General features: G+C 43.8%; 18 protein-coding genes. 17 read left to right on the forward strand and 1 reads right to left on the reverse strand.

All coding sequences use genetic code 11. From position 1 onward, the window contains the following. Nucleotides 1–136: 136 nt before the first annotated feature. The 17 genes from R7041_RS04975 to R7041_RS05055 all read left to right on the forward strand — a co-directional run bounded on the left by R7041_RS04975 (nt 137) and on the right by R7041_RS05055 (nt 25,556). Nucleotides 137–1,411, forward strand: coding sequence for a hypothetical protein (locus R7041_RS04975; RefSeq protein ID WP_225467798.1), 1,275 nt, complete (start codon nt 137–139; stop codon nt 1,409–1,411). Next, nucleotides 1,401–1,970 carry a DUF4194 domain-containing protein gene (locus tag R7041_RS04980; RefSeq protein WP_225467796.1) on the forward strand — a complete coding sequence of 190 codons (570 nt, stop codon included), beginning with the start codon at nt 1,401–1,403 and terminating at the stop codon, nt 1,968–1,970. The genes R7041_RS04975 and R7041_RS04980 overlap by 11 nt, the downstream gene beginning before the upstream one ends. Further along, nucleotides 1,964–4,408: a hypothetical protein gene (locus R7041_RS04985; protein WP_225467794.1), complete on the forward strand. Its 2,445-nt coding sequence runs from the start codon at nt 1,964–1,966 to the stop codon at nt 4,406–4,408. Before R7041_RS04980 ends, R7041_RS04985 begins: the two co-directional genes overlap by 7 nt. A gap of 36 nt (nt 4,409–4,444) precedes the next feature. Then, a complete protein-coding gene (locus R7041_RS04990; RefSeq protein ID WP_225467792.1) occupies nt 4,445–4,756 on the forward strand; it encodes a hypothetical protein in 312 nt (103 codons plus the stop codon). Further along, nucleotides 4,753–5,640 carry a Wadjet anti-phage system protein JetD domain-containing protein gene (locus R7041_RS04995; RefSeq protein WP_225467790.1) on the forward strand — a complete coding sequence of 296 codons (888 nt, stop codon included), beginning with the start codon at nt 4,753–4,755 and terminating at the stop codon, nt 5,638–5,640. The genes R7041_RS04990 and R7041_RS04995 overlap by 4 nt, the downstream gene beginning before the upstream one ends. 54 nt (nt 5,641–5,694) lie before the next feature. Then, nucleotides 5,695–6,531 carry an HNH endonuclease signature motif containing protein gene (locus R7041_RS05000; RefSeq protein ID WP_213961343.1) on the forward strand — a complete coding sequence of 279 codons (837 nt, stop codon included), beginning with the start codon at nt 5,695–5,697 and terminating at the stop codon, nt 6,529–6,531. Next, nucleotides 6,528–6,929 carry a (deoxy)nucleoside triphosphate pyrophosphohydrolase gene (locus R7041_RS05005; protein ID WP_225467788.1) on the forward strand — a complete coding sequence of 134 codons (402 nt, stop codon included), beginning with the start codon at nt 6,528–6,530 and terminating at the stop codon, nt 6,927–6,929. Before R7041_RS05000 ends, R7041_RS05005 begins: the two co-directional genes overlap by 4 nt. 12 nt (nt 6,930–6,941) lie before the next feature. Further along, the gene (locus tag R7041_RS05010) at nt 6,942–8,843 is read left to right on the forward strand and encodes a DNA/RNA helicase domain-containing protein (RefSeq protein ID WP_225467786.1); all 1,902 of its coding nucleotides are present in this window, start codon (nt 6,942–6,944) and stop codon (nt 8,841–8,843) included. A gap of 47 nt (nt 8,844–8,890) precedes the next feature. After that, a complete protein-coding gene (locus tag R7041_RS05015; RefSeq protein WP_225467784.1) occupies nt 8,891–10,144 on the forward strand; it encodes a DUF6361 family protein in 1,254 nt (417 codons plus the stop codon). Beyond that, entirely contained in the window at nt 10,128–11,951 is a 1,824-nt protein-coding gene (locus tag R7041_RS05020; protein ID WP_225467782.1) for a phospholipase D family protein, read from the forward strand. The genes R7041_RS05015 and R7041_RS05020 overlap by 17 nt, the downstream gene beginning before the upstream one ends. 38 nt (nt 11,952–11,989) lie before the next feature. Further along, entirely contained in the window at nt 11,990–15,232 is a 3,243-nt protein-coding gene (locus tag R7041_RS05025) for a DEAD/DEAH box helicase (protein WP_225467780.1), read from the forward strand. Between the two features lie 153 nt (nt 15,233–15,385). After that, complete coding sequence (mads1, locus tag R7041_RS05030; protein WP_225467779.1) at nt 15,386–15,562, forward strand: methylation-associated defense system helix-turn-helix domain-containing protein MAD1; 177 nt, start codon at nt 15,386–15,388, stop codon at nt 15,560–15,562. Nucleotides 15,563–15,693: 131 nt separating this feature from the next. After that, a complete protein-coding gene (locus tag R7041_RS05035; protein WP_225467777.1) occupies nt 15,694–17,676 on the forward strand; it encodes a class I SAM-dependent DNA methyltransferase in 1,983 nt (660 codons plus the stop codon). Then, nucleotides 17,673–18,962, forward strand: coding sequence for a restriction endonuclease subunit S (locus R7041_RS05040; RefSeq protein WP_225467775.1), 1,290 nt, complete (start codon nt 17,673–17,675; stop codon nt 18,960–18,962). The genes R7041_RS05035 and R7041_RS05040 overlap by 4 nt, the downstream gene beginning before the upstream one ends. Continuing rightward, the gene (locus R7041_RS05045) at nt 18,962–22,177 is read left to right on the forward strand and encodes a type I restriction endonuclease subunit R (protein ID WP_225467773.1); all 3,216 of its coding nucleotides are present in this window, start codon (nt 18,962–18,964) and stop codon (nt 22,175–22,177) included. Before R7041_RS05040 ends, R7041_RS05045 begins: the two co-directional genes overlap by 1 nt. A gap of 57 nt (nt 22,178–22,234) precedes the next feature. After that, entirely contained in the window at nt 22,235–24,775 is a 2,541-nt protein-coding gene (locus R7041_RS05050) for an N-6 DNA methylase (protein WP_225467772.1), read from the forward strand. Beyond that, on the forward strand, nt 24,759–25,556 hold the full coding sequence (locus tag R7041_RS05055) for a retron system putative HNH endonuclease (RefSeq protein WP_225467770.1): 798 nt from the start codon (nt 24,759–24,761) through the stop codon (nt 25,554–25,556). The genes R7041_RS05050 and R7041_RS05055 overlap by 17 nt, the downstream gene beginning before the upstream one ends. 51 nt (nt 25,557–25,607) lie before the next feature. Here R7041_RS05055 and R7041_RS05060 read toward each other — a convergent pair whose 3' ends face one another. Continuing rightward, on the reverse strand, nt 25,608–26,822 hold the full coding sequence (locus tag R7041_RS05060; protein WP_225467768.1) for a tyrosine-type recombinase/integrase: 1,215 nt from the start codon (nt 26,820–26,822) through the stop codon (nt 25,608–25,610). Nucleotides 26,823–26,891 lie beyond the last annotated feature (69 nt).

Genomic DNA, 26,891 nt, shown 5'->3' on the forward strand with positions numbered 1-26,891 from the left:
TGTCTACTTATGCGACGTGTGTATGTAATCAGTATTTACCTGTAGCTAATGGCGATATATTGTTTCAATGGTAATGAATAGTCAACCAAGCAGTTAATTTTGTTCTTTCTATTAGATATGCATGAAGTAGGTTTCAATGGCCGCACCTAAAAGTCTCACTTTTCAGCTACATCAACATTGGGAGGTGGTTGAGCAGTTAACTCGGCTCTCACGAGAGTTTCCAGCATTTGAGCTGAGATTACTTGAGCAGGTGATCAATCAGTACAAAAATAAACATGTGGAAAGTAATACTGTGCTCACCAGTCTGGTTAATGCAGACATACTGCAGCCTATCAATCGCAGTAGCGACTATCAGCTAAATACGCTAGTTGTGGACTTTGTCAGAGGCTTAACCCAGGAGCATGAGTTAGGTCTATCAGCGGTACTTAAAGCGCGAGTTGATGCGATTAAAGACGCCACCAGCCAAGTGTTAGAAGGGCTTGATGGGTCGGACAATGATTTACTTCGTACTGGTGCGAACAGGCTGTCAGAACTGGTTAGAAAAATTACCCAGCAGTTGACACAAGACAAACAAGCAATATTTGAAATAGCTGAATTGGCGAAATCGGCGGACACCAGTGTGCCTATTGAACGTCGCTATCGTGAGGTCTTAGAAGTGTATGATCAATACGTTGAGCCTATGAACGAAATGATGGATAGCGGTCTTGGCGGCAGTTTTTACCCCTTATTAGAAAAGGCGGAAGAAGCACTCGATACTGCCGTTGATATACTTTCCATGCGTGGAGCTTTGTATCAACAAAGACTGGCAATGCGTCAGATAGCTTATCAAGTCAAAGATCTTCGTTACCATGGCCGAGTCATTGCTCTGCAATGTGCCGATACCTTGTTGCCATTGAGAGAGGAAGCCAGGCAGCATAATCAGCTTTCTGCGGTGATAAGTAAGCAGCTTAGCCAAGTTCGTAAAAAGGGTCTAGCGCGAGGGCTGAACGCCGAAGGTTTGCCAATGTGGAAAAGTAGCAGAGTCACCAAAATTCAGTTGGGTAATGAGGTGCGTGAGTTGATGGCAGAAATCATGGACTTTGAGCCTAGCTCTATTCCGTTCCCTGATGAAGAGGAAATGCCAGAGAGTCCAATGTTCAATTGGGTTGATGAGAAGCTTCTGAGAGAGCAACTTATTGACGCATTACCAGTAGCGAACCTAATGACATGGCTTAGAGGAAACTATCAGCATTTACCAGATGCTGAGCTGTTGCGACTCTATCACGAGCTTGTCCGTGAACCTCAGTGGCAGAGCACTATAGGAGAGAATTCAAATACCACAGCGCTGAACACAGTAGCCGTAACTTACCACCCTCATGAAATAAAGTTGACTAGCTCAACAAATGCAAAGGATGTTGATAATGCAAATTAGCAAAATCGATTTAAATGAGCTTGCTCATCTAACAGAGCTATTTAACCTCTTTAACTCCGGGCGACACCTTAATCGCTCGATAGATGCAGCTCTTTGGCATGAGCTGGAACAACAAGCAGAGCAGTATCAGCACCTATTTACTAGCTTAGGTTTTGACTTGCGTATTGATGGGCGTGGTTTTGCTTGGTTCCACGATGACGATGGTAATCCGAACATCAATAAACAATCACGCCAGTTAGCGCTGTTGCTGATGGTGATATTTGACCTTCAAGCTGATAGCGGCCGTTCCCTTGGTCAGTTCTACCAATGGACGATTGATAATACCTTGCTAGATGAGGTTTATGAAAAGTACCAAGGGCTTTTGGATGCAGAAGAGCTCGACAAAGATGCGTTAGCAAAGATACTCGACAACGCAGTGCGAAAAGGCTTTGCAGATAAAGAGAACAATCATTGGCGTTTGCTGCCTTCGGTATATCGCTACCTAGACCATTTCGAAGCTATTACTGAACAAGCATCTGGCAGCGATGTAGCGGCTTATGAGGAAGGTGAATCATGCTAAGTTACGGTTTTCAACGTTTAGCGTTAATTGGCAGTGCTGGGTACAAGCGAGCAGAACTTCCTCTTGATGAATCTGTGTCACTAATTGCTCCAAATAACCATGGCAAAACAAGCCTAATCAACGCACTCCAGTTTCTGCTTATCATCGATCAAAGAAGAATGGATTTCGGCTCTCATACATTAGAGAAGGCTCGCCGTTTTTACTTCCCGAATAACAGCGCTTACATCTTGCTAGAAGTAATCTTACCGCAAACTGGCACCGTAGTGTTTGGGTGTGTTGGTAAAGGGGTAGGCTATGATTACGAGTACTTCGCCTACAAGGGGGAATTGAATTTAGATGATTTTCGTTTGGATGATGGCAACATCGTTGCTCAACCAAAGTTAGTTAATCATTTAGCGACAAAGAAACATCGAGTCTATAAATTCAATGATAAAGAGTTTCGGCACTCGATTTACGGCGGTGCGAAAAGTAATAAAACTAGTGACATCGATTTTACGGTATTCAAACTTGAGCATGTGAGCGACGCACGTTCATTCCAGCAAGTACTCACCAAAACACTAAGACTCGATAAGCTTAATTCCAGTGATGTGAAAGACTACTTGTTGAAGATATTTAGTCGAGAGCTACCCAATTCCAGCATCGATTTTAAGCAGGAGTGGGAGAAAGCATTTCAAGACATTAATCTAGAACGTGAGCAGTACTTAGCTGCCGTTCATAATCTGGAAATGATTCAAGATCTCGAGCAAAAGTTTGAGCGTACTTTGTCGCTAAGAGGAAAGATTGCTGTATGCCAACCTAAAGTGAATGAGCTGCTGCAAGATTGGCATGGTCACGTTAAAACGACGACCGAAAATCTATCAACGCAAAAGGCGAAGCTTGAAGAAGCACAACGTGAGTTACGAAGCCAGGATATCGCACGTGCAGGAGAGCGCACGGAAATAACCAATAAACTTGCAGATTTAAAATGTACCGAAGAGCAACATCAAGAACTAGAACAACGATTTACCTTGATTCCGGATCAAGAGTTTTTGGAGAGTCAATTAAAGTCTGCTGAGCAACAATATGACGCGCAGGCCGCATTGTGTGTTCAATCACAACGCTCTTCCTTTGCTTCGATTAGTAATCAGTTGCAAGAAAAAAAAGAGCAGCTACAAAGGTTGCAGTCTCATCATCAAACGATAGAAGACAATTTATACCTTCATCTTTCTAAAGTGCTCAATGCACATGAGTTAGAAAATCTGAACAAAGTACTTAGCCAACAAGTGATGCAACTGCCACCTTCGCAGTATTCGTTTGACATCAACCAGTTTCGAAACGTGCTCAGTGGTGAATCTTCTGAGCAACTTTCGCTTTCAGGTTTAAAACTGTCTCTTGATGAGCTTATTCCTCAGCATGTTCAAAAAACGGAGCAGGAGCTGGTGGAGGAAATAGATGATGTTAATAAGCAAATAACGGAACTTAAACAACTGATTGAAGTAATTAGAGAAAGTGACGCAGCTGAGAGGAAAAAGAACGAATTAAATGACGTAGTAAAACAGTGTGAACAGGACTTGAAGGACTATCAACACCTGCAACAACTAACAAAAGACCAGTCACAGCGAACAGAACAAAAACTGGCACTTGAGAATCAGCTAGAAGCGATTAACACAGCTTTTGAGAATGCAGATGAAAAATACAAGGCGTATACAAGCCAGATAGGTGAGGTTACCGATAAGCTAAATAAGCTTGCTTCGGACGATGAAAGTGTTGAAAAGCTAAAAAATCTGAGAATAGATGACCAAGCGTTGTTCAGTATGCTTTCGGAGCAACCGCATACCCCTTGGATCGTGATGGATGAATGGTCTCTGGAGTATCTGCCCGTTCGTCTTGAACAGTACATTGAGGATTGTAAGGACCTCGATAAGCTGTCCAAGGAATTACGCCAAATGAAAAATGACTTGATCCAACACGGGCTTACCAAGTTTCAGGTGGCTCAAACTCAGGATGAAGAGTTAAAAGGCATCATTCAATTCAGTCATTGTTTAGATAATGAGAAGAAAGCATTGGAAAGACGTGCTCGGTCGGCCGTGGTCAATGTAACCGCGAGTCTAAGAGAATTGCGCAGTGGCCTTTATGCTCTGCAAAGTAAGATGAAGGATTTCAATCGGTTAATCAGCCACAGACAGCTATCGGACCTCAAAATCTTCAAAATTGAGCCCGTGGAAGAGAGTCAGCTTGTTGATGCTATGAATGTACTGATACAGCAAGCAGAGCAAACCGAAAGTGGTCAGAGTTTCGAGCTGTTTGATCAAGGCAGTATTCTCGATGATGCGGAGTTAGAACGAGCGAAGAGCCTGCTGATTGAAGAAGGTAATGCTCGCCAAGGTTTGAGAGTGGCAGACTTGTTCAGACTTGAGTTTGTGGTTGCTAAGCAAGGACAGCAGCAAGAGTCATTTTAAGATATTGATAGTGCAGCTTCTAACGGAACCGTATTGATGGCCAAGCTTGTAACAGGCCTTGCAATGCTCCATCTAATGCAAGATAAACGTCACCAAATGAAAGCGGTATGCTATTTAGATGAGGCGTTAGCACTGGATACCAAGAACCAAGCTAACTTGGTAGAGATTGCTGATCAATTCGGTTTTGCGTTGATATTTGCTTCACCAGCACCATTAACTACCGCTCGTTATTGTGTTCCAATCCACCAAGCGAATGGCAAGAACCATATTAGCCGAACTAGCTGGCAGATTTTCGAACCAATAGAGAGCCGTGAACTGCCGCAGTCACAAGTGGAGCCATCACTATGAGCCAGGCATTGGCTAAAGCATTAACGCGATTAGTCGAGGTTTACCCTGACTCCATCGCCGGAAGCATATTGACGCCATCTCAGAAGAAGCAGCTTGAAGAGTTCATCCGCAAAACTCAGTGTGTACAAGTTACTCCTAAAGGCCGTGGTGTTGTCTACTGCATTCAAAATATGGATGTCGTTAAAGTCACACTGGAGCAGTTGGCACCAAACCAAGACTTGTCACCAACTGTGCCGCAACGCGCGGCAAACATAGCCTCCACACGCAGCAGCAAACAAGGACGAGTAGGTCACGAAGTGACCTACGTGCTGGCTAAAACGGTTGCCAATCCGTTATGGGAGGTTTCTGGAGTACCAACTGATCACTTAAATGTAGCGACAGAAGAGTTTGGCGTTTTTTCGCTTGAAGTGGGTGGGGAAAGAAATAAAAACCTTCACAGTCATCATTCTATTTGGCTGGTAGAGAACCAAGCACTATTTGACAGACTAGATTGGTTGCCCAATAACGAACCCACTACTGTTATTTGGTACCGAGGGCAGCTACACAACAAACTGATTGACTGGCTATCGGTGCAAGAAAGAGCGCCGATAGTCTACTTTTTTGCCGACTATGATGGAGTAGGACTAAATAACTACCGCCGCCTAAAAGAGAAGCTAGAAGAAAGAGCAGAGTTTTGGATGATACCGAATTGGAAGGAGCTTCTGAACCGATACGGGCAAAACCAGCTTTGGAATGATACAGCACGCGAATTTGAATCTTTCGAACAAAACAGTCAAAGACTTTTGGATCAGTCTTCAGCGTTACGAGGACTCATGACAGAAATGAAGAAACATGGCTTAGCTCTTGAACAAGAGAGCGTTTGGCTGGGAACAACTGTGAAATGACGGATTTCTAATTTCAGCAATGTTAGCGAGCAATAAAAAGGATAATAATCAGTTATGAATACTAACTCACTACCTGTAATAGGCACAAAACTCAATAACACTGAATTATGCGATGCATTTGGTTGCAGCCCACAAGGAGGCATGCGCCGCTCACATAAAACCAATACATTGGTCATTGTATCGAACCACATAAAGTCTATTTATGATGACCGATGGGTAGGTGACGTTCTCCACTATACTGGCATGGGCTCAAAAGGCGATCAAAGCTTAACGTTTCAGCAGAACAAAACCCTGGCAGAGTCGACAACCAATGGCGTCGCTGTTCACTTATTTGAGGTATTTAAGGACCAAGAATACACCTATGTTGGCGAAGTCGTTCTCGACGGTGAACCGTACTCGGAAACGCAAGATGATGAACAAGGTAATCCAAGAAGAGCATATATATTCCCTCTAAAGCTTGTAACGGGTGAGCGCCAGGTTAGAAAAGAAGATCGCGAGAACGTTGAGAGCGTCCGAGTTCGCAAGGCCAAGAGGTTGACGCTTGAGGAGCTTCAGTCTTTGGCGACGAAAGGTGGAAAAACCGCTACACGGTACCAACAACAATCCACCAGCTACGAACGAAATATTTGGGTAGCAGAATTGGCTAAACGCCTTGCTAAAGGTCAGTGCCAACTTTGTCTACAACTGGCGCCATTTAAAAATGCGAGAGGCGAGCCATATCTCGAGACACACCATATTGTTTGGCTCGCCAAAGGTGGAGACGATACGGCTGAAAATACAGTCGCATTGTGCCCCAATTGCCACAAGAAAATGCATATCGTAGATGACGCAAAGGATGTTGAGGTTTTAAAATCTCGTAGCAATAAAATGTTAGAAGAGCTAAATCAATGAGTAAGAAACGCATTGAAGTCGTTGCGGCTGTACTGAAAAATGAAGGCGAATTCCTAGTCGTACAAAGAGCGCCGTCAAAGCTAGATTATGTTAGCGAAAAATGGGAGTTCCCAGGAGGTAAAGTAGAAGCAGGCGAAACGCTTGTTGCAGCTATTACCAGGGAGCTAGATGAAGAGTTAAGAATTGCCATTACTGAACCACAGTTTTTGTTGACGATTGAGCATAGCTACCCTGATTTTGATATCACCATGCATTGTTTTGTTATTGAGGTACCAACGCGCGAACTTGAGCTTACAGAGCATATTGCCTCTCGTTGGTTATCCAAAGACCAACTTTGGGATGTTGATTGGGCTGCGGCTGATATACCGGCCGTTGAAAAGCTTCAGTCTACGTTATGAGGGATACCTAAGGTGGACTTAAAAGCAGGCTGGGATGGGACTTGGCAAGACTTTCTTTCTACAGACAAAGCTAGTTTTCTAGAGTCGTTAGTATCTTTCCATCGTAGTTTGAGTTGGACGCAAGATCTCGACCCTGCGCAACACTACGCTTGGGAAACTGAATACGATGTAATGACGTCTACCCTTGATCACGTTATTACAGAAACTCAAGTGGAACCAGAGAAGTGCTGGATAGCCTTTGAACAAGAATTGATTGGTGAAGGCGGAAAACGAGCGGCGGATGTTAACCTAGTTACTCCAGTTGGCGAATTGTTTGTAGTCGAGTTCAAACATAAGCAAGAAGCCTCTGAATACGAAATTCTTCGAGCAAACTCTGATTTGCAAACAATGCGACGCTATCACAGTGAATCTATTGACCTAGTCGGTCATGGCTTTGTTGTTCTCACCAAACCTGGCGCTAAGCCGTTCCAACACCCAAATGTTGTGTGTGACATCGCAGTCGATGGCCTAGCCCCCCAGTTAGCGTCACATCTTATAACGTCATTAAGTAAACCTGGTGACTATAACGTACTCCAGTGGGCAAAAGGTGAGTTTTATCGCCAGCCAAGCATATTGCATGGTACTGCTCAGGTCTTTTTCGACGCTAAAATACCTACGCTAAAAACCTCGGCCGGTGAAAATATTGACCAGGCCCGAGCGGCACTGTTAAAGCTTTATCAGCATGCTAGGGATAAGCAGCAAAGATATGTTGTTGTCGTTCATGGGCGCCCTGGTGCCGGAAAGACTCTACTGGGCATTAGTTCTGTTGCGGAAATTGCACGTAGTGAGAGCGCAAAGCAGAGTGAACCTATTTTTCTTTCTGGTAATAGACCTCTCGTTCAGGTCCTACAACATACGTTAGAGTATAGTGGTAAACAGCTAGGCAATCGGATTGTAGATAAGGTCATTGATGGTCGAGTGATGATCCAAGATCTGCTCCCGTTCAAGAAGGATCTGAAGCGCTCACTAAAATCACGCAGAGAAACTTTTGTCGTATTTGATGAAGCACAGCGAGCGTGGGACAAAGCAAGCCCTAGAGAATCACAATCACCGTCTGAGTTAATGCTGTTTTGTAACTGGCTTGCTTGTCAACCGTTTGGAGTGTTGGTGCTTTTGGTGGGGGATGGTCAAGCGATCCATCGCAATGAGATGCAGTTAGAGCAGATGCTAGCAGACCTAGATGCAGCAATAAGAGCACAAAACGGCAAAGTAGTCCCAATTATGCCATCGCTTCACGCTGATAAAATGCAGCTCATTACGCCACTTAAGAAAGACGTGTATTACCTTAAAACGCCCATTCGGCAGGCCTATACGGAAAGTTTAGACAAGTGGATTGAAGCGGTTCTATCTAACAATCCTGACCAAGCACAACAAGTCGCTTTGGACATTCAGGCTGACTATCCATTACGACTGACTAAAAACAAGCAAACTGCTGAGACTTACGCTCTGGGTTTACAACAAACTATGCACGAAGGAAACAAGCTTCAAGACGCCTTTAGAACAGGCTGGTTGATGTCCAGCCAAGGTGGCAAGTTTATTGAGGAAGTTCAGAAAGACAAATTCAAGCCTGGTAAACATATTGGTCCTTGGTACGTTGAACCACCAAGCTCTAGAAATTCATGTTGCCAATTTGAAGCGGCTTGTACTGAGTTTAGTTGTCAAGGTTTAGAACTATCACTTGCGCTGTTTAACTGGGGGCAGGATATGGTCTTTAGGAATGGAAAGCTGGTGGTTGAAGACAGGCGCCAGTACGAGCATTACACGGAGGGTAGTTATAGGGTATTGCTCAGCCGTGGGCGCAGTGGTTTGGTCATAAAGTGTGATGACCAGGAAACGTTCGAATACTTGAAACAATGTGGTATGCAGGAACTTTAAGTGACTGTTACTATATGAAAAAATTAATATGAATATGTGAGAGAGTAGTGAGCCGACAAAGAAGTCTAATTGGCTGGATAGATTTTTCATCTACAGAGCGAGAGCGTGTATCTCAAGTGTTATCCATGTTACAAGAGAAAGGTACGCTTGATGAGTTGGGTATAGGACAAATCAGGGATGCCTTTGCCGATCAGCTTTTTCCGGGTTTTTCTACTATCCAAACCCGCGCTAAGTACTTTGTCACTATACCGTATATCTTTCATGATTATCGTAAGTTAGAACCTAATGAGCGGCCTCTTCTGGCTGAATACATTAGCCAGCAAGAAGATAAATTAGCTAGGTGCTTAGTCGAAAACCATCAACACGACATGCCTGATGGGATCATTGGCAAAGACAGCCTAGAGAAAGGAGTGGCTCGTAAGCCTTCTTCCGTCTACTGGAATGGACTGCGCCAGTTATCCGTCGCTAAAACAGAACTGTCGTTAAGAGAGTTTGTTAATCAGTACCAAGAGCTAGCAAACAATAAGAGCGAAGCCCATATCGATGACGATGGGCAGTATTCTGATATTGCCCAACTGATGACGAAACCAGATGGTTACTGTGAATCTTGGTTAAACCAAGTGTCAATAAAACTTACACGTAAAGAAGCTGATTACCTCAAAAATAAACTACAGCTATCGAGTAAGATTGAACATAGTGTCCCCGCTCAGTTATTCAAGCACAACCTTGTTGGTGAAGCTTTGCAAGTGGCTGATATGGATGTCCATAATGGTTGGCAGGCCGAAGCCCTTTATGAAAAGTTAAAAGACTCTCCTATTTCCGAACAAACGAAAACATGTTTTGAAAAAGCGCTGGAATTTAGTTTTGTTCTTGAAGGCGCGCATATTCGTTACAACATCCTCATAGCCCAACGTGCCAAAAATATCGAACAGATTGAACAATGGAATGATGAGTTTGATGTTTGGTTGAACCAAGCTCATAAACAGCCGACGAGCTTTGAACAGCAGAGCATCGATAACTGGTATGAGTTTGCTTTCGGACCACATAAAAGCGCAAACAATCGTACACGTCAATTTATCGAAAACTGGTGTAGCTTGATTCGCGAGAATGCCCCTGTAGATAAGTTGGATGCATGTGTTAAGCAGCAAGCGATAGCAAATAAAGGGGCAAGGTGTTTGCTGAAAAAAGCCCTCAGTGAAAATCAAAAGTGGGTTGGAATGCGCAAACTGGAGTTTCGTTGGCCTTCTGCCAGAGTCATTTTACAAGATATCCAGGAGGGGCTAGATGTTAGTGCCGGATAAAAATCGCTTAGACTATGGCGAACAGCTTATTGCTCCCGAGGGTTATGAGCTTACTCGTGCTATCGCCACGACGTATAGCTTGGATCTAAATACCTTGTTGACGGTGCCAATTGCCATGTGTTTTGGCCATACCTTAGAAGGCTCGGTTGAACACATGAGAATAGCGCTGTTGGAAGCGTTAGGAATGCTGGGAGATAAACTCACGGTTTTCTACCAACAAGGCAATATTAAGTTGCCAGATAAGTACAACAGCTTATTTGGCTTGTTGGAACGCAGCCTAGTGCCTGTAGTTCCAAACGCAGGAGAGTCAAATTCAGCGTTTTCGTCGTTTCACCCGAAATTGTGGTTACTGCGATTCAAAAGCCCAGATGAAAACAAAAATGTGAAATACCGTTTGATAGTGTTGTCACGTAACTTAACGTTTGACCGCAGCTGGGATCTCAGCGCTGTCATTAATGGAGAATCAAGAGGGAAGCGCAAGCCAGCCAATCGTCCATTGATTGACTTTTTCGATGAGGTTTACCGTGGATCATCAGCGCAATCATTTGATGAAGTGATTGATCCAGAAGAGCTAGTTAGGGTGCATTGGGATAAACCAGATAACATCACTGAACTTGGTTTTCTCTCTACTGTTTTTCATGATGGCAATAAACGACAGCGTCCAATTCGTTTAAAGCATGGTAATCAAACCATGCTTGCTGTTTCACCTTTTATCAGAGGTGGAGGCAAGATAGGAGCTCTAGATTGGCTCAGTACCTTTGCTCCTGATGACCAACGTTACTTATTTAGCCGTAAAGAAGAGCTGGACATGGCGGGTGAGAAAGCGTTGGACGGTTGGCACTGCTATGCACTTAACGAACACCTCATCGATGCAGAAGAAAATGAGGAAATGGACCAGTCCCCATTTGTAGAAAACGACCTCAACTTGCATGCAAAGTTATTAGTTGTCGATGAAACTGATTCCACTTCTAGCTGGCATCTGGGGTCTGCGAATACGACTCAAGCAGCGATGGGAGACGAAACCAATAGCCCTAGAAATAGTGAATTCATGCTTCGTTTAATGGGCTCCAAAGATCACATTGGTGTTCATTCACTGATCAAGCAATGGGTTAATGAGCATGGCACCGGCTTATTTACAAAACATGAGTTCAGCGAATTAGAAGAAACTGAAGGTGAAGACTCTGATCGAACACTTCGTTTATTAGAGTTCAGCCTAATTAATGCAGATTGGAAGCTCAAAGTTGATTTATGTGGTGATGACAAATATCAGCTGACCTTAAATGGGGCTCTGGTTGAGACTCCGGAGAGTTTTGAGGTTAAGGTTTCGATTTTGAGTGCGTCACAGCCACGAGCCCTAGCTCAAGAGGTTATTTGGGATAGCCTTAAACCCTCCCAAATTAGTGCGCTGATCCATTTCGAAATATCTGAAAAGGATTCAGTGGTTAAAAATTTAGTCGTTCAAGCTGAAATAATATTTAACTGTAAATTGGACCGTGGAAAGGCAATAACCAATGAATTGCTCGAGAATCGCTCACAGTTTATGAGTTATATCGCGATGCTGTTACATATCGACCCAAGTAAGCAAGATTTGATGAACAGTGCGAGCAAGGGAGACGGTGAGGGGGCTGGTGGCGTGTTCTTCACCAAAGATAGTGTGATCTACGAAAAATTGATGCGAGCAGCTGCGTTAAGTCCGGATTTGTTAGAAAGAATTGATCGTTTACAGGCGCAAGTCGATGAAAAGATCATTCCAGATGAATTCAAGACATTATGGGGCGTCTTCTCGTCATTTGTACCATCCAAGTAGTTAATAAATAGTTGTAAAAATAAGAAGAACACGAAGTAATGACACAAGCGATCCTAGAGCAACTAAACGGTGTATTGACTGGCCTTAAAGATTTTCAAAAGGCAACGGTAGACCTAGTTATAGATAAGTATCAAATACCCGAACATAGCCACAGAATACTTGTAGCTGATGAAGTGGGGTTAGGAAAAACTATCGTCGCGAAAGGTGTCATCGCTCAATTACTGAAAAGACATGTAGGGTCCAACACGACTAAACCGATGCGTGTCATCTATATCTGTTCCAACCTTGCATTGGCAGATGAGAATCGCCAAAAGCTGGCGCTATTTAATGGTGAAGATGCAAAGCGATGGGTGAAACCATCAACATTTGGGCGCTTGGTTGAACTGGCTCTAAAGCCGAAAAAATCTGAAATAAACGATGAGCACGTTATTGAAGTTTGTACCTTAACCCCTTCGACTTCTTTTACGTTGACTGCTGGATCGGGTAACTGCCGGGAAAGAGCGATCTTAGCGGTTCTACTGTCTAAAACGACGAATTTATGTGAAGTCGTGAAGCCAGTTCGTGAGCTATTTAAAACCAATCAGATTACCAGAGAGGGTCGATGGGAAGATGAATTGAGGTATCTGGATCAGTATTTCGATACAGATCCGTTAGTCGTATCTCAGTTGGAAGGCAGCTTAACTAAGCCTTGTGAGTCTACAGTGTTAAGAGAACACTTTTCATCGCTTCAAGATGCAGCGCTCTACCTGGCTAATTGTTGGAAGAAGGACTCAGGCGAAATCGATGAAACTAGCCATCTATTTTACCATTTTAGAGTGGAAATTCGTCGACTGGTGGCGCGCTGTTGTGCTGGAAGTTTACAAGCAGACTTGTTCATCCTAGATGAGTTCCAACGTTTTCAGTCTTTAACAGATCAAAGCTCTGATTCCGAAGAGTCGTTAATTGCTAGGCAGGTATTTAGTGATAAGGGCAAAGCCAAAAAGGCAAAATCCAAAGTACTTTTGTTATCTGCAACGCCTTTTAAAGCGATGACGACAATTAACGATGAGGACGATGAAAGCAGTCATCATGAACAATTGCATAAGCTACTCGATTTTCTATCGCACAATGATGTGAATTTTGTTTCTCAATACGAACTGAAGCGTAATCAGCTTCATGGGGATATGTTAGTCCTGTCGTCCGGCAATGCAGGTTTTGAGTCTATCAGCGATACGAATGCGCGTTCAGTCGAAAAGTTACTGCAAGAGTATATTGCCAGAACTGAGCGGAGCCAAATTAGCAAAGGCTTTGAGCAGCTTATTCATTCTAATGAACTATGTTGTGGTTCTGACTTTAGTGTTGAAGAAGTCCAAGGTTACCGAGCGATCGAAGCGTTAAACGCAGTGCTGCCTAAGGGGCGTGGAGGTGTATCTCTTATCGAGTTTGCTAAGTCAGCGCCTTGGGCGATGTCTTTCTTAAATGGTTATGCTTTTAAAGAACTGTACCACCGCAATATCAACAACCCTGATGTAAAAAAGCTGCTTGGAAGGCACCAAAGCAGAGAGCACACTCACGCTTGGTTATCTCGTAGCAACATTCAAAACTATAAATTGAACGTTGAACAAAGAGCCCCGAACGCAAAGATCAAAGCGTTAAGTAAAGTCATTTTCGAAGGTTCGCCGGAGAACTTGCTTTGGTCCCCACCTTGCAAACCTTATTACCAATTTGACGGTGTATTTAAAGGAAATGAGAATTTTACTAAGACGCTGCTATTTTCATCGTGGGCGCTTGTGCCAAAGGCTTTAAGTTGTCTGTGGTCTTATGAGGCCGAACGTCGAGTACTAATGAGGAAGGGGAAAAGGCCTAAATATCATAACGATAAAGGTAATTCACCTTTGCTTCGATTTGAAGGGAAATCCACTCTCAACGTATGGCATTTACTCTATCCATGTAAATCGGTAGCCGAAGTGTCGTATTTAGATGTGAGCCTAGATGAGGTTTTGGCTCAACAAACCATGTTAATCCAGAGCAAATTGGCCGGTTTAAAGCGATATGAAAGTGATGACAAGACCAATAGCGATTGGTACGTGCTCGCTCCTATGCTGTTGGATCGACAAGCTGGGAAGACAGATCATTTCGAGAATTGGTTAGAGGTGATTAAGTCTCGCTTGAACACAGAAGGTCGTATTAAGCATTTTGCCAAAATTAAGCAGTACTTTGAGGGGAGTGAGTCATTCTCTTTAGGTAAAATGCCTGATGATTTAGCCAAAGTGCTGGCATATTCAAGCCTGGCTAACCCTGCCACCTGCGCAATGAGGACCATTCAATCGCTATGGTCAGAAGGCATCTCTGAACTCGAATTAGTTGGTTACTCTGTTCAGTTTGCTGAGCTTGCAACCAGACTGTTTAATCATGAATACGCTATTCCCATTGTCAAACGTAACGTTAAACACACCCTACTATCTGGACAGACGGCTTCACCTGCTTGGTATAAGGTCTTGGTCTATTGCGCACATGGTAACTACCAATCAATGCTAGATGAATACTGCCATTTACTCGCGACATCAGGTAGTGATGTGTATGCAGCAACAAGTAAGCTTGAACATGCTATGGGGCTCCAAAGCTCAAGTCCGAATGTTCATTTCTGGGAAGATAGGAAAAAAAGGCCAAAAGATAAAAGGACAACAATGCGTTGTCATTTTGCTGTTCCGCTCGGTAATCAAAAACTCAATGATGATAGTGGCTTGAAACGAGTAGTGAATGTACGTGACGCATTTAACTCCCCATTTCGACCATTTGTGTTGAGCTCTACATCGATAGGTCAAGAAGGGCTCGATTTTCATTGGTATTGCCGTCGAGTCGTTCATTGGAACTTACCCAACAACCCTATCGATATTGAGCAACGAGAAGGTCGGGTGAACAGGTATAAGTCGCTTGTTGTTCGTCAACGTATAGCAGAAAACTACACTCCAGATTTTGGCAACAAAGCGGATGTTTGGGAGCAGCTATTCGCGCAAGCAGCCAATGATGATGTGAATAAAACGAGTGACTTAGAGCCGTACTGGTTTACTCCTCATGGGAAGGCTCAAATTGAACGAATTGTACCGACTTACCCAATGAGTAAAGAAGTTGCGAAATATGCTGAAGTCAAAAAAATACTTGTGCTCTATCGCTTAGCATTTGGACAACCGAGACAGCAAGAACTCTTGGAAAGCTTCACAACCTGCGATATAGAAAGTGAAGAATTTAATCGAGTGAAGGACTCGTTGATCATCGACCTTGCCCCTTTGAATGCTATCTGATTTATCCCTACTAGCGGAAGCTGGTGGGGATTTGTATTTTTTCTATGCACTCAGTCTTGTATTGAGTTATCTCACATTGCCGATTCCCCAATTTTCCCATATTCTCTCACCATAAATTCTGATGAATAAAACCAACATGAGATAACACTCTGAATGGTAGACCAAATTTTAACCTTGAACGAGGTGGCTGCTTACCTAAAGCTGGCCGAAAAAACAGCATATAGATTAGCAAGCGAAGGAAAGCTTCCTGGTTTCAAAGTCGGCGGTTCTTGGCGTTTCAAACGTGAAGACCTTGAAGCTTGGATCGAAAGTCAAAAGCCCCAAAACTAACTAGTGTGATCTACAAATGCTGTGTCAGGTAATGTTTATTTTCCAGCGAATCAACTTATTGCAGACTGCACACAAATTAATATATTTCACCGCATGGCGGTGAGTCGAATCAAAAAATTTCAGGTACCACAATGAACTTACAAGACAAAGAACAAAGCGCCAAACTCTCCAGTGCTATTTGGCGCATGGCAGATGATCTATGGGGTGATTTCAAACACACCGACTTTGCACGCATTATCCTGCCCTTTTTGCTACTGCGTCGTATTGAATGCGTGTTGGAACCCACCCGTGAAGAAGTACGCAAGTTCTATCTGGCCGAGAAACAATCGGGCATTGACCTTGGTTTAGTGTTGCCAGAAGTTGCGGGATTCGCCTTTTACAACACCAGTGAATACAGCCTGGAAACCTTAGGTGCATCAGACACTAGTGACAACCTAGAACACTACATCAGCCAGTTCAGCAAAAACGTGCGTACCATCTTTGATGAGTTCAAATTTGGTCAAACCATTGCAGATCTGGAAAAAGCCAAGCTGATCTACCGCATGGTGAGCTACTTTGCCAACCTCGACCTGCATCCAGAGGTGGTATCCGACCGTGTATTGTCCGATGCCTATGAAGAGCTGATTTTTAAGTTCGCCAGCTCGGTGAATGAAAAGGCAGGGGAATTTATGACCCCGCGCGATGCCGTGCGTCTTGCTACTAAACTTGTATTAGCAGCGGACGAAGAAATCTTTGATGAGAAAGGCGTGATCCGCACCATCTATGACCCAACCTGTGGTACGGGTGGCTTCCTGTCCGATGCCATCAGCCAAATTGAAGAGATGGGCAGCAGCGCCAAAGTCGTGCCTTTTGGTCAAGAGCTCGACCCCGCGACCCATGCCATGGCGCTAACCAATATGATGATCCGTGGCTTTGATGCCAACAACATCAAGCAAGGCAACACCCTATCAGACGATCAATTACGCGCCGATAAATTCCACTACGGTCTTGCCAACCCGCCTTTTGGCATTAAGTGGGATAAAGCCAAAACCGAAGTGACTAAAGAACACAAAAACCTTGGCTATGCTGGTCGTTTTGGCCCTGGTTTACCAAGTATCTCTGACGGCTCCATGTTGTTCTTGTTGCACTTGGTATCAAAAATGGAAACGCCTGAAAACGGCGGTGGCCGCGTCGGTATCGTCCTCTCAGGCTCGCCATTGTTTAACGGCGATGCAGGCTCAGGCCCATCAGAAATCCGCCGCTGGCTGCTGGAACAAGATTTAGTCGAAGCGATTGTTGCCCTGCCAACCGATATGTTCTTCAACACGGGCATTGGCACCTACATCTGGATTTTATCTAACCATAAAGAACCAAGACGCAAGAATCAGGTGCAACTGATTAACTTGGCAGACATCTGGACGCCAATGCGTAAGTCGCAAGGCAGTAAGCGTAAGTACCTCAGCGATGTGCAGATCAACGATATTGTTCGTGCATACGATGACTTTGAAGCCAGCGATAACTGCAAAATTTTCAATACCACCGACTTTGCTTATCGCAAAGTGACCATTCAACGTCCGCTGCGCGCCAAACTCAATATTACTGAGAATGGTATCGCCCAGCTGAAAGACTTAGTGGCATTTCAAAAGCTCAAGCCAGAACAACAAACCGCTTGGGTGCAATACCTTACAGATAACCTTGGCCTTCAGCCTTATGAATGGGCTCATTTGGCAGCGAAACAAAATCACAATAAAGGTGACTTTGGTAAGTGCCCTAAGGCATTGGCCTCGGGCTTAACTTCGCACTTTGTAAAAATTGATCCGCAATTCGAGCCTGCACTGGATGAAAAAGGCCAAGTGATCGCCGACCCTAAACTCAAAGACATCGAAAACATTCCCTTTGATCGTGATGTTGAAGATTACTTTACGCAAGAGGTACTGCCACATGTGCCGGATGCCTTCATCGATCACTCAGTGCGTGATGAAAAAGACGGTGAAGTGGGCATTGTCGGTTATGAAATTAACTTTAACCGCTATTTCTACCAATACGTGCCACCACGCGATCTGGGTGAAATTGACGGTGAGCTAAAGGCATGTGAAGCGCGCATTCGGGCATTGCTGAATGAGGTGGCGGAATGATGCGTCCGTACACTGAGTATCAGCAAAGTGATATTAGTTGGTTAGGTAAGGTTCCTAAGCATTGGACCAAGAACAAATTCAAGTTCCTACTTAACGAAAAACCGAAGACACAAAATTTAGAATTACCTTGTGGTTCTATTAGTTTTGGGCACGTCGTGTTCAAAGATTCAGAGCGTTTAAGCGAGGAGACAAAGGCTGCATACCAAGAGGTATTGTCCGGGGAGTTTCTCATCAACCCTCTGAATCTGAACTATGACTTGAAGAGTTTGCGAACAGCATTGGCAGATATCGACGTTATTGTTAGCTCAGGCTATATCGTCCTCAAATCGTTAGGCGTTGTTGATAAAGCCTATCTCAGATGGTTGCTTTATCTGTTTGATGTGCGCCATATGAAGACATTGGGTGCAGGGATCAGACAAACCATTTCTTTCAAAGATATCGCAGATTGTGCTGTTTACATCCCAAACGATTCAGAACAAAAAGCCATTGCGACATTCCTTGATCGCGAAACTCTGCGCATCGACAGTCTGATCGAAGAAAAGCAGACCTTTATTAAGCTGCTCAAAGAAAAACGCCAAGCACTGATCAGCCATGTGGTCACAAAGGGGCTTAATCCCGATGTGGAATTAATGAAATCAAATCACTATTGGCTAGAGGTGATTCCATCCCACTGGAAATTATCCAAAATTAAATACTTAGCCAAAGTATCGAATGGAGCCACACCAAACAGAGATACTGGTGATTATTGGAACGGAGGCACTATTGGATGGTTAAACAGTTCAAAAGTTAATGATGTTTATATTGAAAATGCAGATCAATACATCACTGAGCTAGCGCTTAAAGTTACCAGTGTTCAGGCAGTTAAACCAAACGATATACTGATGGCTATCACTGGTGAAGGGCAGACAAGAGGACGTGTAGCCATTAGCAAAATTGACGCTACGATCAACCAGCATTTAGCTGCGATATCAATCACTCAAAAAGAACTAGATCCTGAGTTCTTGCATTTCTGGCTAACCTCTCAATATGGAAGAATAAGATATGAATCTTCAGGGGCTGGAAGTACTAAAGGAGCTATTACTTGCTCAGATATTTGCGGCTTCCCAGTCCCAGTCCCGCCTCACGAAGAACAACTAGCGATTGTGAGTAACATAAAAAGCAAAACTAAGTTGTTTGATAGGCTTTTAGAAGAAACGAATAGATCAATCTTGTTACTAAATGAACATCGCACATCTCTGATCAGCGCGGCTGTCACAGGGAAAATCGACGTCAGGGAGGCGGTGTAATGGCAGCACATCATGAAGTGCATTTTGAACAATATATTACCGAGCAGTTGGTGAACAATGGCTGGAAAGAAGGCCACTCCAGCCACTATGACCAGCAACGCGCCATTTACCCGCAAGATGTTATGGATTGGGTAAAAACCACACAACCCGATGCATTGCACAAGCTGAATAAACTGCATGGTGCAAATGCCGAGCAGGTGCTACTGGAGCGCCTGGAAAAAGCACTTGCTAGTAAAACAGGCGGCACCATTAATGTGTTGCGTAAAGGCTTTACCATTGCAGGTTGCGGCACCATTGCCATGGGCCAACGCAAACCCGAAGATGCGCGCAATGAGGAGCGTATAGCCCGTTATGAGCACAATATTTTGCGCGTGGTGCGCCAACTGAAATATTGCCCGACCCGCGAGTGGGAAATTGACTTGGTGTTTTTTATCAACGGACTACCCGTTGCCACCGCAGAGCTAAAAACCGATTTCACCCAGTCGATAGAATCGGCCATTGCGCAGTACAAGCAAGACCGATTGCCAGTTGATCCAAAAACCAAACGTAAAGAACCGCTGTTAACCTTTAAGCGTGGAGCAGTAGTGCATTTTGCCATGTCGGATACCGAAATTGCTATGGCGACCAAACTGGCGGGTGAAAACACCTATTTTCTGCCCTTTAACAAAGGGCACGATGGTTCTACCTCTGATCTACCAGTGCATATCAACCTACTAGGTAAAAATGGCGAATATCCGGTCAGCTATTTCTGGCAAGAGATCGGCCAAAAAGATAACTGGCTGCGCATCTTCTACAGCTTTGTGTATGTCGAAACCAAACAGGTGACTGACAGCAATGGCAAAGTAGTTCCCAAAGAAACGCAAATATTCCCCCGCTACCATCAGCTTGATGCGGTAAACAAGATGATTGACGATGCCCGCCAGAACGGTGCAGGCATGCAGTATCTTTGCGAGCACAGCGCTGGCTCAGGGAAAACCTCCACCATCGCATGGACAGCCCATGATTTGATTCGTTTACGCAGCACCGATGGTAAAGCGGTCTTTAAATCCGTGATCATTGTGACCGACCGCACCGTGCTGGATTCGCAGTTGCAAGATGCGGTGCAGCAGCTCGATCATCAATATGGGGTGATCAAGGCTATTGACCGCGAAAAGAGTAGCGAGTCGAAATCAAAGCAACTGACTAAAGCGCTGCTAACTGGCACGCCGATCATTGTGGTAACGATTCAAACCTTCCCGTATGCGTTAGAGGCGATTCTGACCAATCAATCTTTGGCGCAAAGTAACTTTGCGGTGATCATTGATGAGGCGCACACTTCTCAAATAGGCTCAAATGCAAAAGGTTTACGTGCTGCTCTAACATTGAACCTCAGCCCTCAAGAGCTTGAGAAAATGACAATCGAAGAAGTGCTGAAAAAAGTGCAAGACGCACGTGTTATGCCCAAGAGTATTTCGCACTTCGCTTTCACTGCCACACCTAAACACAGCACCAAGATGCTGTTTGGTCGGCCTAAAGATCTTAGCCAACCAGTGTCAGATGAAAACAAGCCAGAATCGTTTCACCTCTACACCCAACGTCAGGCCATTGATGAAGGCTTCATTCTTGATGTGCTGGAGAATTACACCCACTACGATACGGCTTACAAAATTGGTGAGAACAACCTAGATGAGAAGCGCGTAGACAGCAAACAGGCCCGTCGCGCCTTGGCGCGCTGGATGTCACTGCACCCAACTACGGTCAGCCAAAAAGTCGAATTCATTATTGAACACTTCAAGGCTAATATCGCCCACCTACTGGAAGGTGAAGCCAAAGCCATGGTGGTAACATCAGGCCGACCGCAGGCTGTGAAATACAAGCTCGCCTTTGATAAGTACATCAAAAAGCATGGTATCGAGGGTATTCAAGCCTTGGTTGCCTTCTCCGGAAAAGTACCGGGTAAAGATTTGGGTGATGAAGATAGCCAAGACCCATTAGGGATTGATTTCGATAAAGAGTACACCGAGTACAACTTAAACCCAGACACGCATGGAGCCGACCTGCGCCATGAGTTTGAGAAAACCGAATATCGCGTAATGTTAGTCGCCAACAAGTTCCAAACGGGCTTTAACCAACCAAAATTGGTTGCCATGTATTTGGATAAGAAAATCTCAGATGTAGAAGCGGTGCAAACTCTGTCTCGCTTAAACCGCACCTACCCAGGCAAAGACACGACTTACGTAATTGATTTTGCCAATGAGCCGCAGACTATTCTCAATGCATTTAAAAAGTACGACAAAGGCGCGCAGCTCAACGAAGTGCAAGATGTCAATGTCATCTATGACATCAAAGAGATTCTGGATGAGCAAAGCATCTACAATCATCAAGATTTAGAGTCATTTAAGCAAGCGCGTGGTAAATCGATTCTCGGCCAAACACCCGATAAAAAGTCCCACGCGCACAAAAAGCTGCTTGCTGCCACGCAACGCCCTACCGATGTGTTCAACGTTAAGTTGAAAGAGCTGGTTGATGCCGCAAACCATTGGGATCAGCAATACAACAAAGCCCACCTTGCTGGTGATGAGAAAGCTGCGAACTACGCAGAATCGCAACGCAGCGAGTTCACCAAACAACGCGAGGCGCTGATGCGTTTCAAGTCAGATTTGGCTCGATTTGTGAAGCACTACAGCTACATGGCGCAATTGATTGAGTTTGGCGATCCTGAACTGGAAAACTTTGCCGCGTTTGCCCATTTGCTTGCGCGTCGATTGAAAGGGGTAACACCAGAAAACATCGACCTCAGTGCTCTTGTGCTAGAAAAATACAAGATAAAGCCTTCAACTACCGATTTACCTGATGGTGTAGCACAACCTCTTACGCCGATAACACCTAACCCAAGTGATCCTAACGACAGGGAAAAAGTCTTTCTAAAAGACATCATTCGTCGATTGAACGAACTCTTTGGTGATGTTGGTGATGAACCAGGTCGCCAAAACTTTGCCAACGGCACCATTACTCGTGTCATCCAAAACCCAATTGTGGTTGAGCAGGTAGAAAAGCACGACAAGTCGATAGCCCTCAAAGGCGACTTACCTCAAGCAGTGAAACAAGCAGTTGTGCAGGCTCTGCTGAAAGAAGGCGATATCGCCCGAACGTTACTCAAAGACCCTCAGGTAATGGCAAGTTATGTTGATTTGATTTTTGACATGATGAAGCAAAATAGCAGCATGAATGAATAGAGACAGCTTGATTAACTAAGGGCTCTATACGTTAAACGTTAAGTAATGAGATAAGAAATGACATATCGCGATGAAGACCTGAAATTGGCTAAAGCTCAGGCAAGAGAAATATGGAAGATACTTGATTATGTTCGTGGTGCTTCTCCTATATCGAACTATCGCTCATTAGCGTATTCAATTTTCTTCATACGTTATCTCCAATCAAACACTGGTCAGCATTTTGATGCACCAAGGTTTGATTCATTTAATGTTATTGCCCAATATTCTTACGAACTTATAAATCATGCTGTCCATCTAGGATTAATTCATCGCGATTTATCCAATTTTCTGTGCGATTACTTAGAAAACACATTACGTTCATTCGACAACATTAATGAGTCTTTTGTTCGTCATGCAATCAGAGACGGGCTATTAAATAGAAGCTCTTCCATAGCGTCACTTTCTCTATCTGAACTAGACTTACTCTTTGCTGAAAATGAAGGTAAATCAGGAAGTGAGTTTTACACTCCCAAAGATGTGAACCACTTGGTCACTGCGCTCGGGTTGCGCTATCAACCAAAGTCAGTGTGCGACCCATTCGCAGGGGCTGGAAACACAGCATTTTCTTTTTCCAATGTAAGTAAAGAAAGAGTTTGTATAGATACTCAAGAAGTCAACAAGGACGCTTATTTTCAACTAATAATAAGCCGAGTAATCAGGGGAATAAAAGGTAGAGACTTTTTTGGAGACTCCTTATCGCAGCCTACCTATCAGGAAAATAAATACGATCTAATTGTTTCCTTTCCACCTTTTGGAATGAAAATCCCCAAATCATCTCGGGAAAAAATCTATTATTCAATGCGTAATGAGTGGCTAGACGTAGCCAGTATTTTGCCAGAAAGTAGAAGTGATTGGTTTATAACGCTATCAATGCTGTCAGCTCTTACAGAGAAAGGTAAGCTGTTAGTCGGAATGTCTCTAGGGGCCTTAACGAGAACAGGCTCTGAAGCCAAGGTTCGTGAGTATTTAGTATCTCAGGGAGTTATCGAACAGGTCATTTTATTACCTAGAAACATCCATTACTCGACGTCAATTCCGACAGTGCTTCTTGTTCTCAACTCAGGGTTAGGGGATAAAAATAGCAATAGAGTTAAGTTTGTCGATGCTTCGTTGTTCTATGAACCAGCTCGAGGTCGAAATGTTCTCTCACCCGACAACATAAATGCGATTGTTGAGGCTTGTGACAATGATGGCCGATTTAGTGTTAGCTTACATTCTCGGCAGATAACAGAAAGACAATTTAACTTAGATCCTTCTCTTTACGTACGTAAAGACCTCAAAGTTAGCGAGGTCACTGTAAGCAACTTTAGGGGATACACGGATTTCAAAGTGCCAATGCATGCTTCTTTGAATGTATTGGTTGGAGAAAATGGTGCTGGTAAAACTTCAATATTAGAAGCGGTAGCGTGCGGGCTTGGTCCTTTTCTCACAGCTATGCCTGATGCAAAAGGAAAGCTGATAAAAAAATCGGACATTCATGTCAGTTTGAATGGGGTTGCGAGTTATGCTCGTATAGCGATTGAGACAACATCAAGCTTGAGCTGGGATCTTGTAGCAAAAGGAGCCGGGACATCAGAGCCACCTAAGATAGGGACTGCAGCATTAACTGGCTATGCCAGTCAGTTGGTTGATAGCCAATCTGAGTTTCCATTGATCGCCTACTATGGAACAAGTCGCGCCCTCACCCCAACAAGTTCTAAAGTAGCAATAAACCCCTTCGAAAAAGATATTCGTGGCGAAGGTTATGACTCTGCTCTAGATGCTAAGGTGAACTACGGCATTATAAAAAACTGGTTCTCGAAAATTGAAGTAGATGAACTTCGAAAGCGTGATGAGCTAAAAGATCACAAGTTTATCCACTCGGCGAAGAGACTTGTCTCTGAGGCTGTTTATCAGATTGTAGAGCGAGCAAAGAGCATAGAGTTTGATAAAAACAGCAATGATGTTGTCGTGCATTGGAAAAATGAGAAGGATGAGTGTGTAAAGCTTACCTTAGAGCAACTAAGCGAAGGCTATAGAAATATGGTTGCTTTAACAATCGACTTAGTGCGACGTGCCTATTTACTTAACCCTACCAGTAATAACCCATTAGCAGTGAATGGGATTGTTCTAATCGATGAGATTGAGCTTCACCTACATCCGAGATGGCAGCAGAAAGTTCTAAACGATCTAACAAGTTTGTTTAAAAACGTCCAATTTATTGTTACCACACATAGTCCCCAAGTACTTACCACTGTTCATGCTGAATCAATTCGCATTGTTTCTGCCGATGAAAGTGAAGCAAAATTATTAACAGGAACTAGTACATATGGCTCTGAAAGTACAAGAATGTTGGAAGACGTCTTGGGAGGCAATATTCGACCTCAACACATTGATATTGTAAAAAAACTAAATCGTTATACGGAACTAGTAGAAGCTGACCAATGGGATACAAATGAGGCTCTAGAGCTTAAAAACGCTTTATATCAATGGGGTGGGCAGACAGAAGCAGAGCTTCAAAAATTGGAAACAGATGTTCGTATTCGTGAGTTTGAGCGAGACAATGAAAAAAATCAATAAAGGAGTCGAGCCAAATCGGCTAGGTGTATTTAGAGCAGCAAACCCTGATGCTTTGTGGGATAAAGATAAAGAAGATAATGAATTAATTGGAGAAACTTTCCGTTGTTGCGGTGCAAGGTATCATGAAACACAGCAACAATTACGGACAGATCAAGGCAATTTATGCGCATATTGTGAGCAAGATTTACTGTCTGGAACAAACGGAGTATTGGATGACTGTCGTATTGAGCATTTTCATCCAAAATCAAAACGCGATCTGGGAGAGCCTAACTGGGGCTTGGAGTGGAGCAACTTATTAGCCGTTTGCTGTGGTGGAAATCAAAGCAAAGTTGTTGAGCCTGAGCAGAGGTTTGATACTGATCGGAAAAACTATTCTTGTGATGTACCAAAAGATGACAAAATTCTGGATACGATTATCTTCAACCCATTAAATTTACCTCACCACAACATTTGGAAGTTTTCTCGAACTACGGGCCAAATGGATGTAAATGAGAGCGCTTGTGAAGCTCAAGGGCTAGACGCTGAAATGGCGCGCCAAACAATTAAAGAACTAAATTTAAACTCTCCTCGGTTAATGAGGGCTCGAAAAGTGATTCTTGAAGACCTCAATAGGCGAATAACAGAAAGAGTAGGACGTGGTCTATCGATAGAGCAAGCTCGTAGCTCGTTAGCCGCATCTGTACTTAGGAAAAATAGGGCCGGTGACTGGCCATCGTTTTTTAGTGCAACTCGCTCCTATTTAGGTCGTTCGGCAGAGGCTGTTTTAGCTCAGCCTCTTTAAATAACCTTCAACACCTTAGTATGTTAGGTTTAATGTCTCACTCGCTGTTTATTAGCTGCGATTCGCTTTCGTTATATATTCACTCCACCAGCACATAATCCTTTTTCTTTGCTCGAAGAAGTCAGAGCGGTTGTAGCTTGCTCTAGTCACATTTTTATCCATATGTGATAAACAAGCTTCAATGTGAAGTGTATCGAATCCTTGTTCGTGTAGAGCGGTGGAGGCAATGGCTCTTAATCCATGTGCAACAAGTTCATCTTTAAACCCCAAACTACGTTTTAAGGCAGCATTAGCCGTATAGACGCTCACATGGCTGTCAGAGTTTCGTTCGCTGGGAAAAACGAACTCTTTGCCGCTGCTTTGAACTTTGATCTTTTCAAGGATGTCGATCGCTTGTTTGGTTAAAGGAACTCTGTGCTCTCGTCTTCGCTTCATCTCTTCGGCAGGTATAGTCCAGCATTGCTTATTCAAGTCAATGTCTTTCCAGCGTGTTCTAGCCGCTTCTTTTGGGCGAGAAATCGTGAGCAACTGCCATAACAAAAGTAGTTTAGTCTTATCTTGAATGTTTTCATTCTGCCGCAAACGAGTCATAAACTCACCCAGCAGCTCTGGGCGTATGGTAGGCATGTTTTCTACTTTATGTTTCTCAAATGAATTGATCATCTTGGTTAATGGGTTAGCGTTAATCACATCACTTGCTACCGCATACTCCATAATTTGATTTAAGCTCTGACAAATTCTTTTGATGGTGGATAGTTTTCCGTCTTTTTCGAGAGGGCGTAGCATTTCAATAGCATCACGTCGAGTAATGTCACTTACTGGAAGGGGCCCTAAGCTATCAAATACGTACTTTTCCAGTGTTCTCCAGATTCGTTCCGCATGAAAAGAGCTGACTGACTTGCGCTTCCTATCAAACCACATGGTTGAAACTTCAAGAAAACTATCATTGTGCTTACGTAATTCTTCGATCCGTTTATCTTCTTTGAATCGTTTTGGATCGATACCTTCTGCGATTTGCTTCCGATATTCGGCGGCTTCGAGTTTTGCAGCTGCAAGTCGTAGTGAAGGGTAGGTGCCCATTGGAATTTTGGTAATTTTTCGCGTTACAGGGTGACGGTACTTAAATTGCCAAGCTTTGGTTCCCGTCCCTTTGTCTGAGCGCTTAGGACGAATACGAAGCTGCAAACCCTCTTCAACAGTGAATGTATATTCCTTGTCTGTGATAACTAGAGCTTTGATTGTTGTATCAGTGATTCGTTTTGCCATGGCCAATGATCTTTGAAGTGATTATTTGAAGACCATTGTATAGTAAATTGATTTGGTGGGGTACCAGGT

It is taken from the genome of Vibrio sp. 1751, from assembly GCF_033339895.1.
Classification (GTDB): Bacteria; Pseudomonadota; Gammaproteobacteria; order Enterobacterales; family Vibrionaceae; genus Vibrio; species Vibrio alginolyticus.

What these genes read in the sequence shown, in the direction of transcription:
- mads1 (WP_225467779.1), top strand. Translation starts at nt 15,386, where the DNA reads ATGGTAGACCAAATTTTAACCTTGAACGAGGTGGCTGCTTACCTAAAG.
- R7041_RS05005 (WP_225467788.1), top strand. Translation starts at nt 6,528, where the DNA reads ATGAGTAAGAAACGCATTGAAGTCGTTGCGGCTGTACTGAAAAATGAA.
- R7041_RS04985 (WP_225467794.1), top strand. Translation starts at nt 1,964, where the DNA reads ATGCTAAGTTACGGTTTTCAACGTTTAGCGTTAATTGGCAGTGCTGGG.
- R7041_RS04975 (WP_225467798.1), top strand. Translation starts at nt 137, where the DNA reads ATGGCCGCACCTAAAAGTCTCACTTTTCAGCTACATCAACATTGGGAG.
- R7041_RS05020 (WP_225467782.1), top strand. Translation starts at nt 10,128, where the DNA reads ATGTTAGTGCCGGATAAAAATCGCTTAGACTATGGCGAACAGCTTATT.
- R7041_RS05000 (WP_213961343.1), top strand. Translation starts at nt 5,695, where the DNA reads ATGAATACTAACTCACTACCTGTAATAGGCACAAAACTCAATAACACT.
- R7041_RS05050 (WP_225467772.1), top strand. Translation starts at nt 22,235, where the DNA reads ATGACATATCGCGATGAAGACCTGAAATTGGCTAAAGCTCAGGCAAGA.
- R7041_RS05035 (WP_225467777.1), top strand. Translation starts at nt 15,694, where the DNA reads ATGAACTTACAAGACAAAGAACAAAGCGCCAAACTCTCCAGTGCTATT.
- R7041_RS04995 (WP_225467790.1), top strand. Translation starts at nt 4,753, where the DNA reads ATGAGCCAGGCATTGGCTAAAGCATTAACGCGATTAGTCGAGGTTTAC.
- R7041_RS05045 (WP_225467773.1), top strand. Translation starts at nt 18,962, where the DNA reads ATGGCAGCACATCATGAAGTGCATTTTGAACAATATATTACCGAGCAG.
- R7041_RS04990 (WP_225467792.1), top strand. Translation starts at nt 4,445, where the DNA reads ATGGCCAAGCTTGTAACAGGCCTTGCAATGCTCCATCTAATGCAAGAT.
- R7041_RS05060 (WP_225467768.1), bottom strand. Translation starts at nt 26,822, where the DNA reads ATGGCAAAACGAATCACTGATACAACAATCAAAGCTCTAGTTATCACA.
- R7041_RS05055 (WP_225467770.1), top strand. Translation starts at nt 24,759, where the DNA reads ATGAAAAAAATCAATAAAGGAGTCGAGCCAAATCGGCTAGGTGTATTT.
- R7041_RS04980 (WP_225467796.1), top strand. Translation starts at nt 1,401, where the DNA reads ATGCAAATTAGCAAAATCGATTTAAATGAGCTTGCTCATCTAACAGAG.
- R7041_RS05040 (WP_225467775.1), top strand. Translation starts at nt 17,673, where the DNA reads ATGATGCGTCCGTACACTGAGTATCAGCAAAGTGATATTAGTTGGTTA.
- R7041_RS05025 (WP_225467780.1), top strand. Translation starts at nt 11,990, where the DNA reads ATGACACAAGCGATCCTAGAGCAACTAAACGGTGTATTGACTGGCCTT.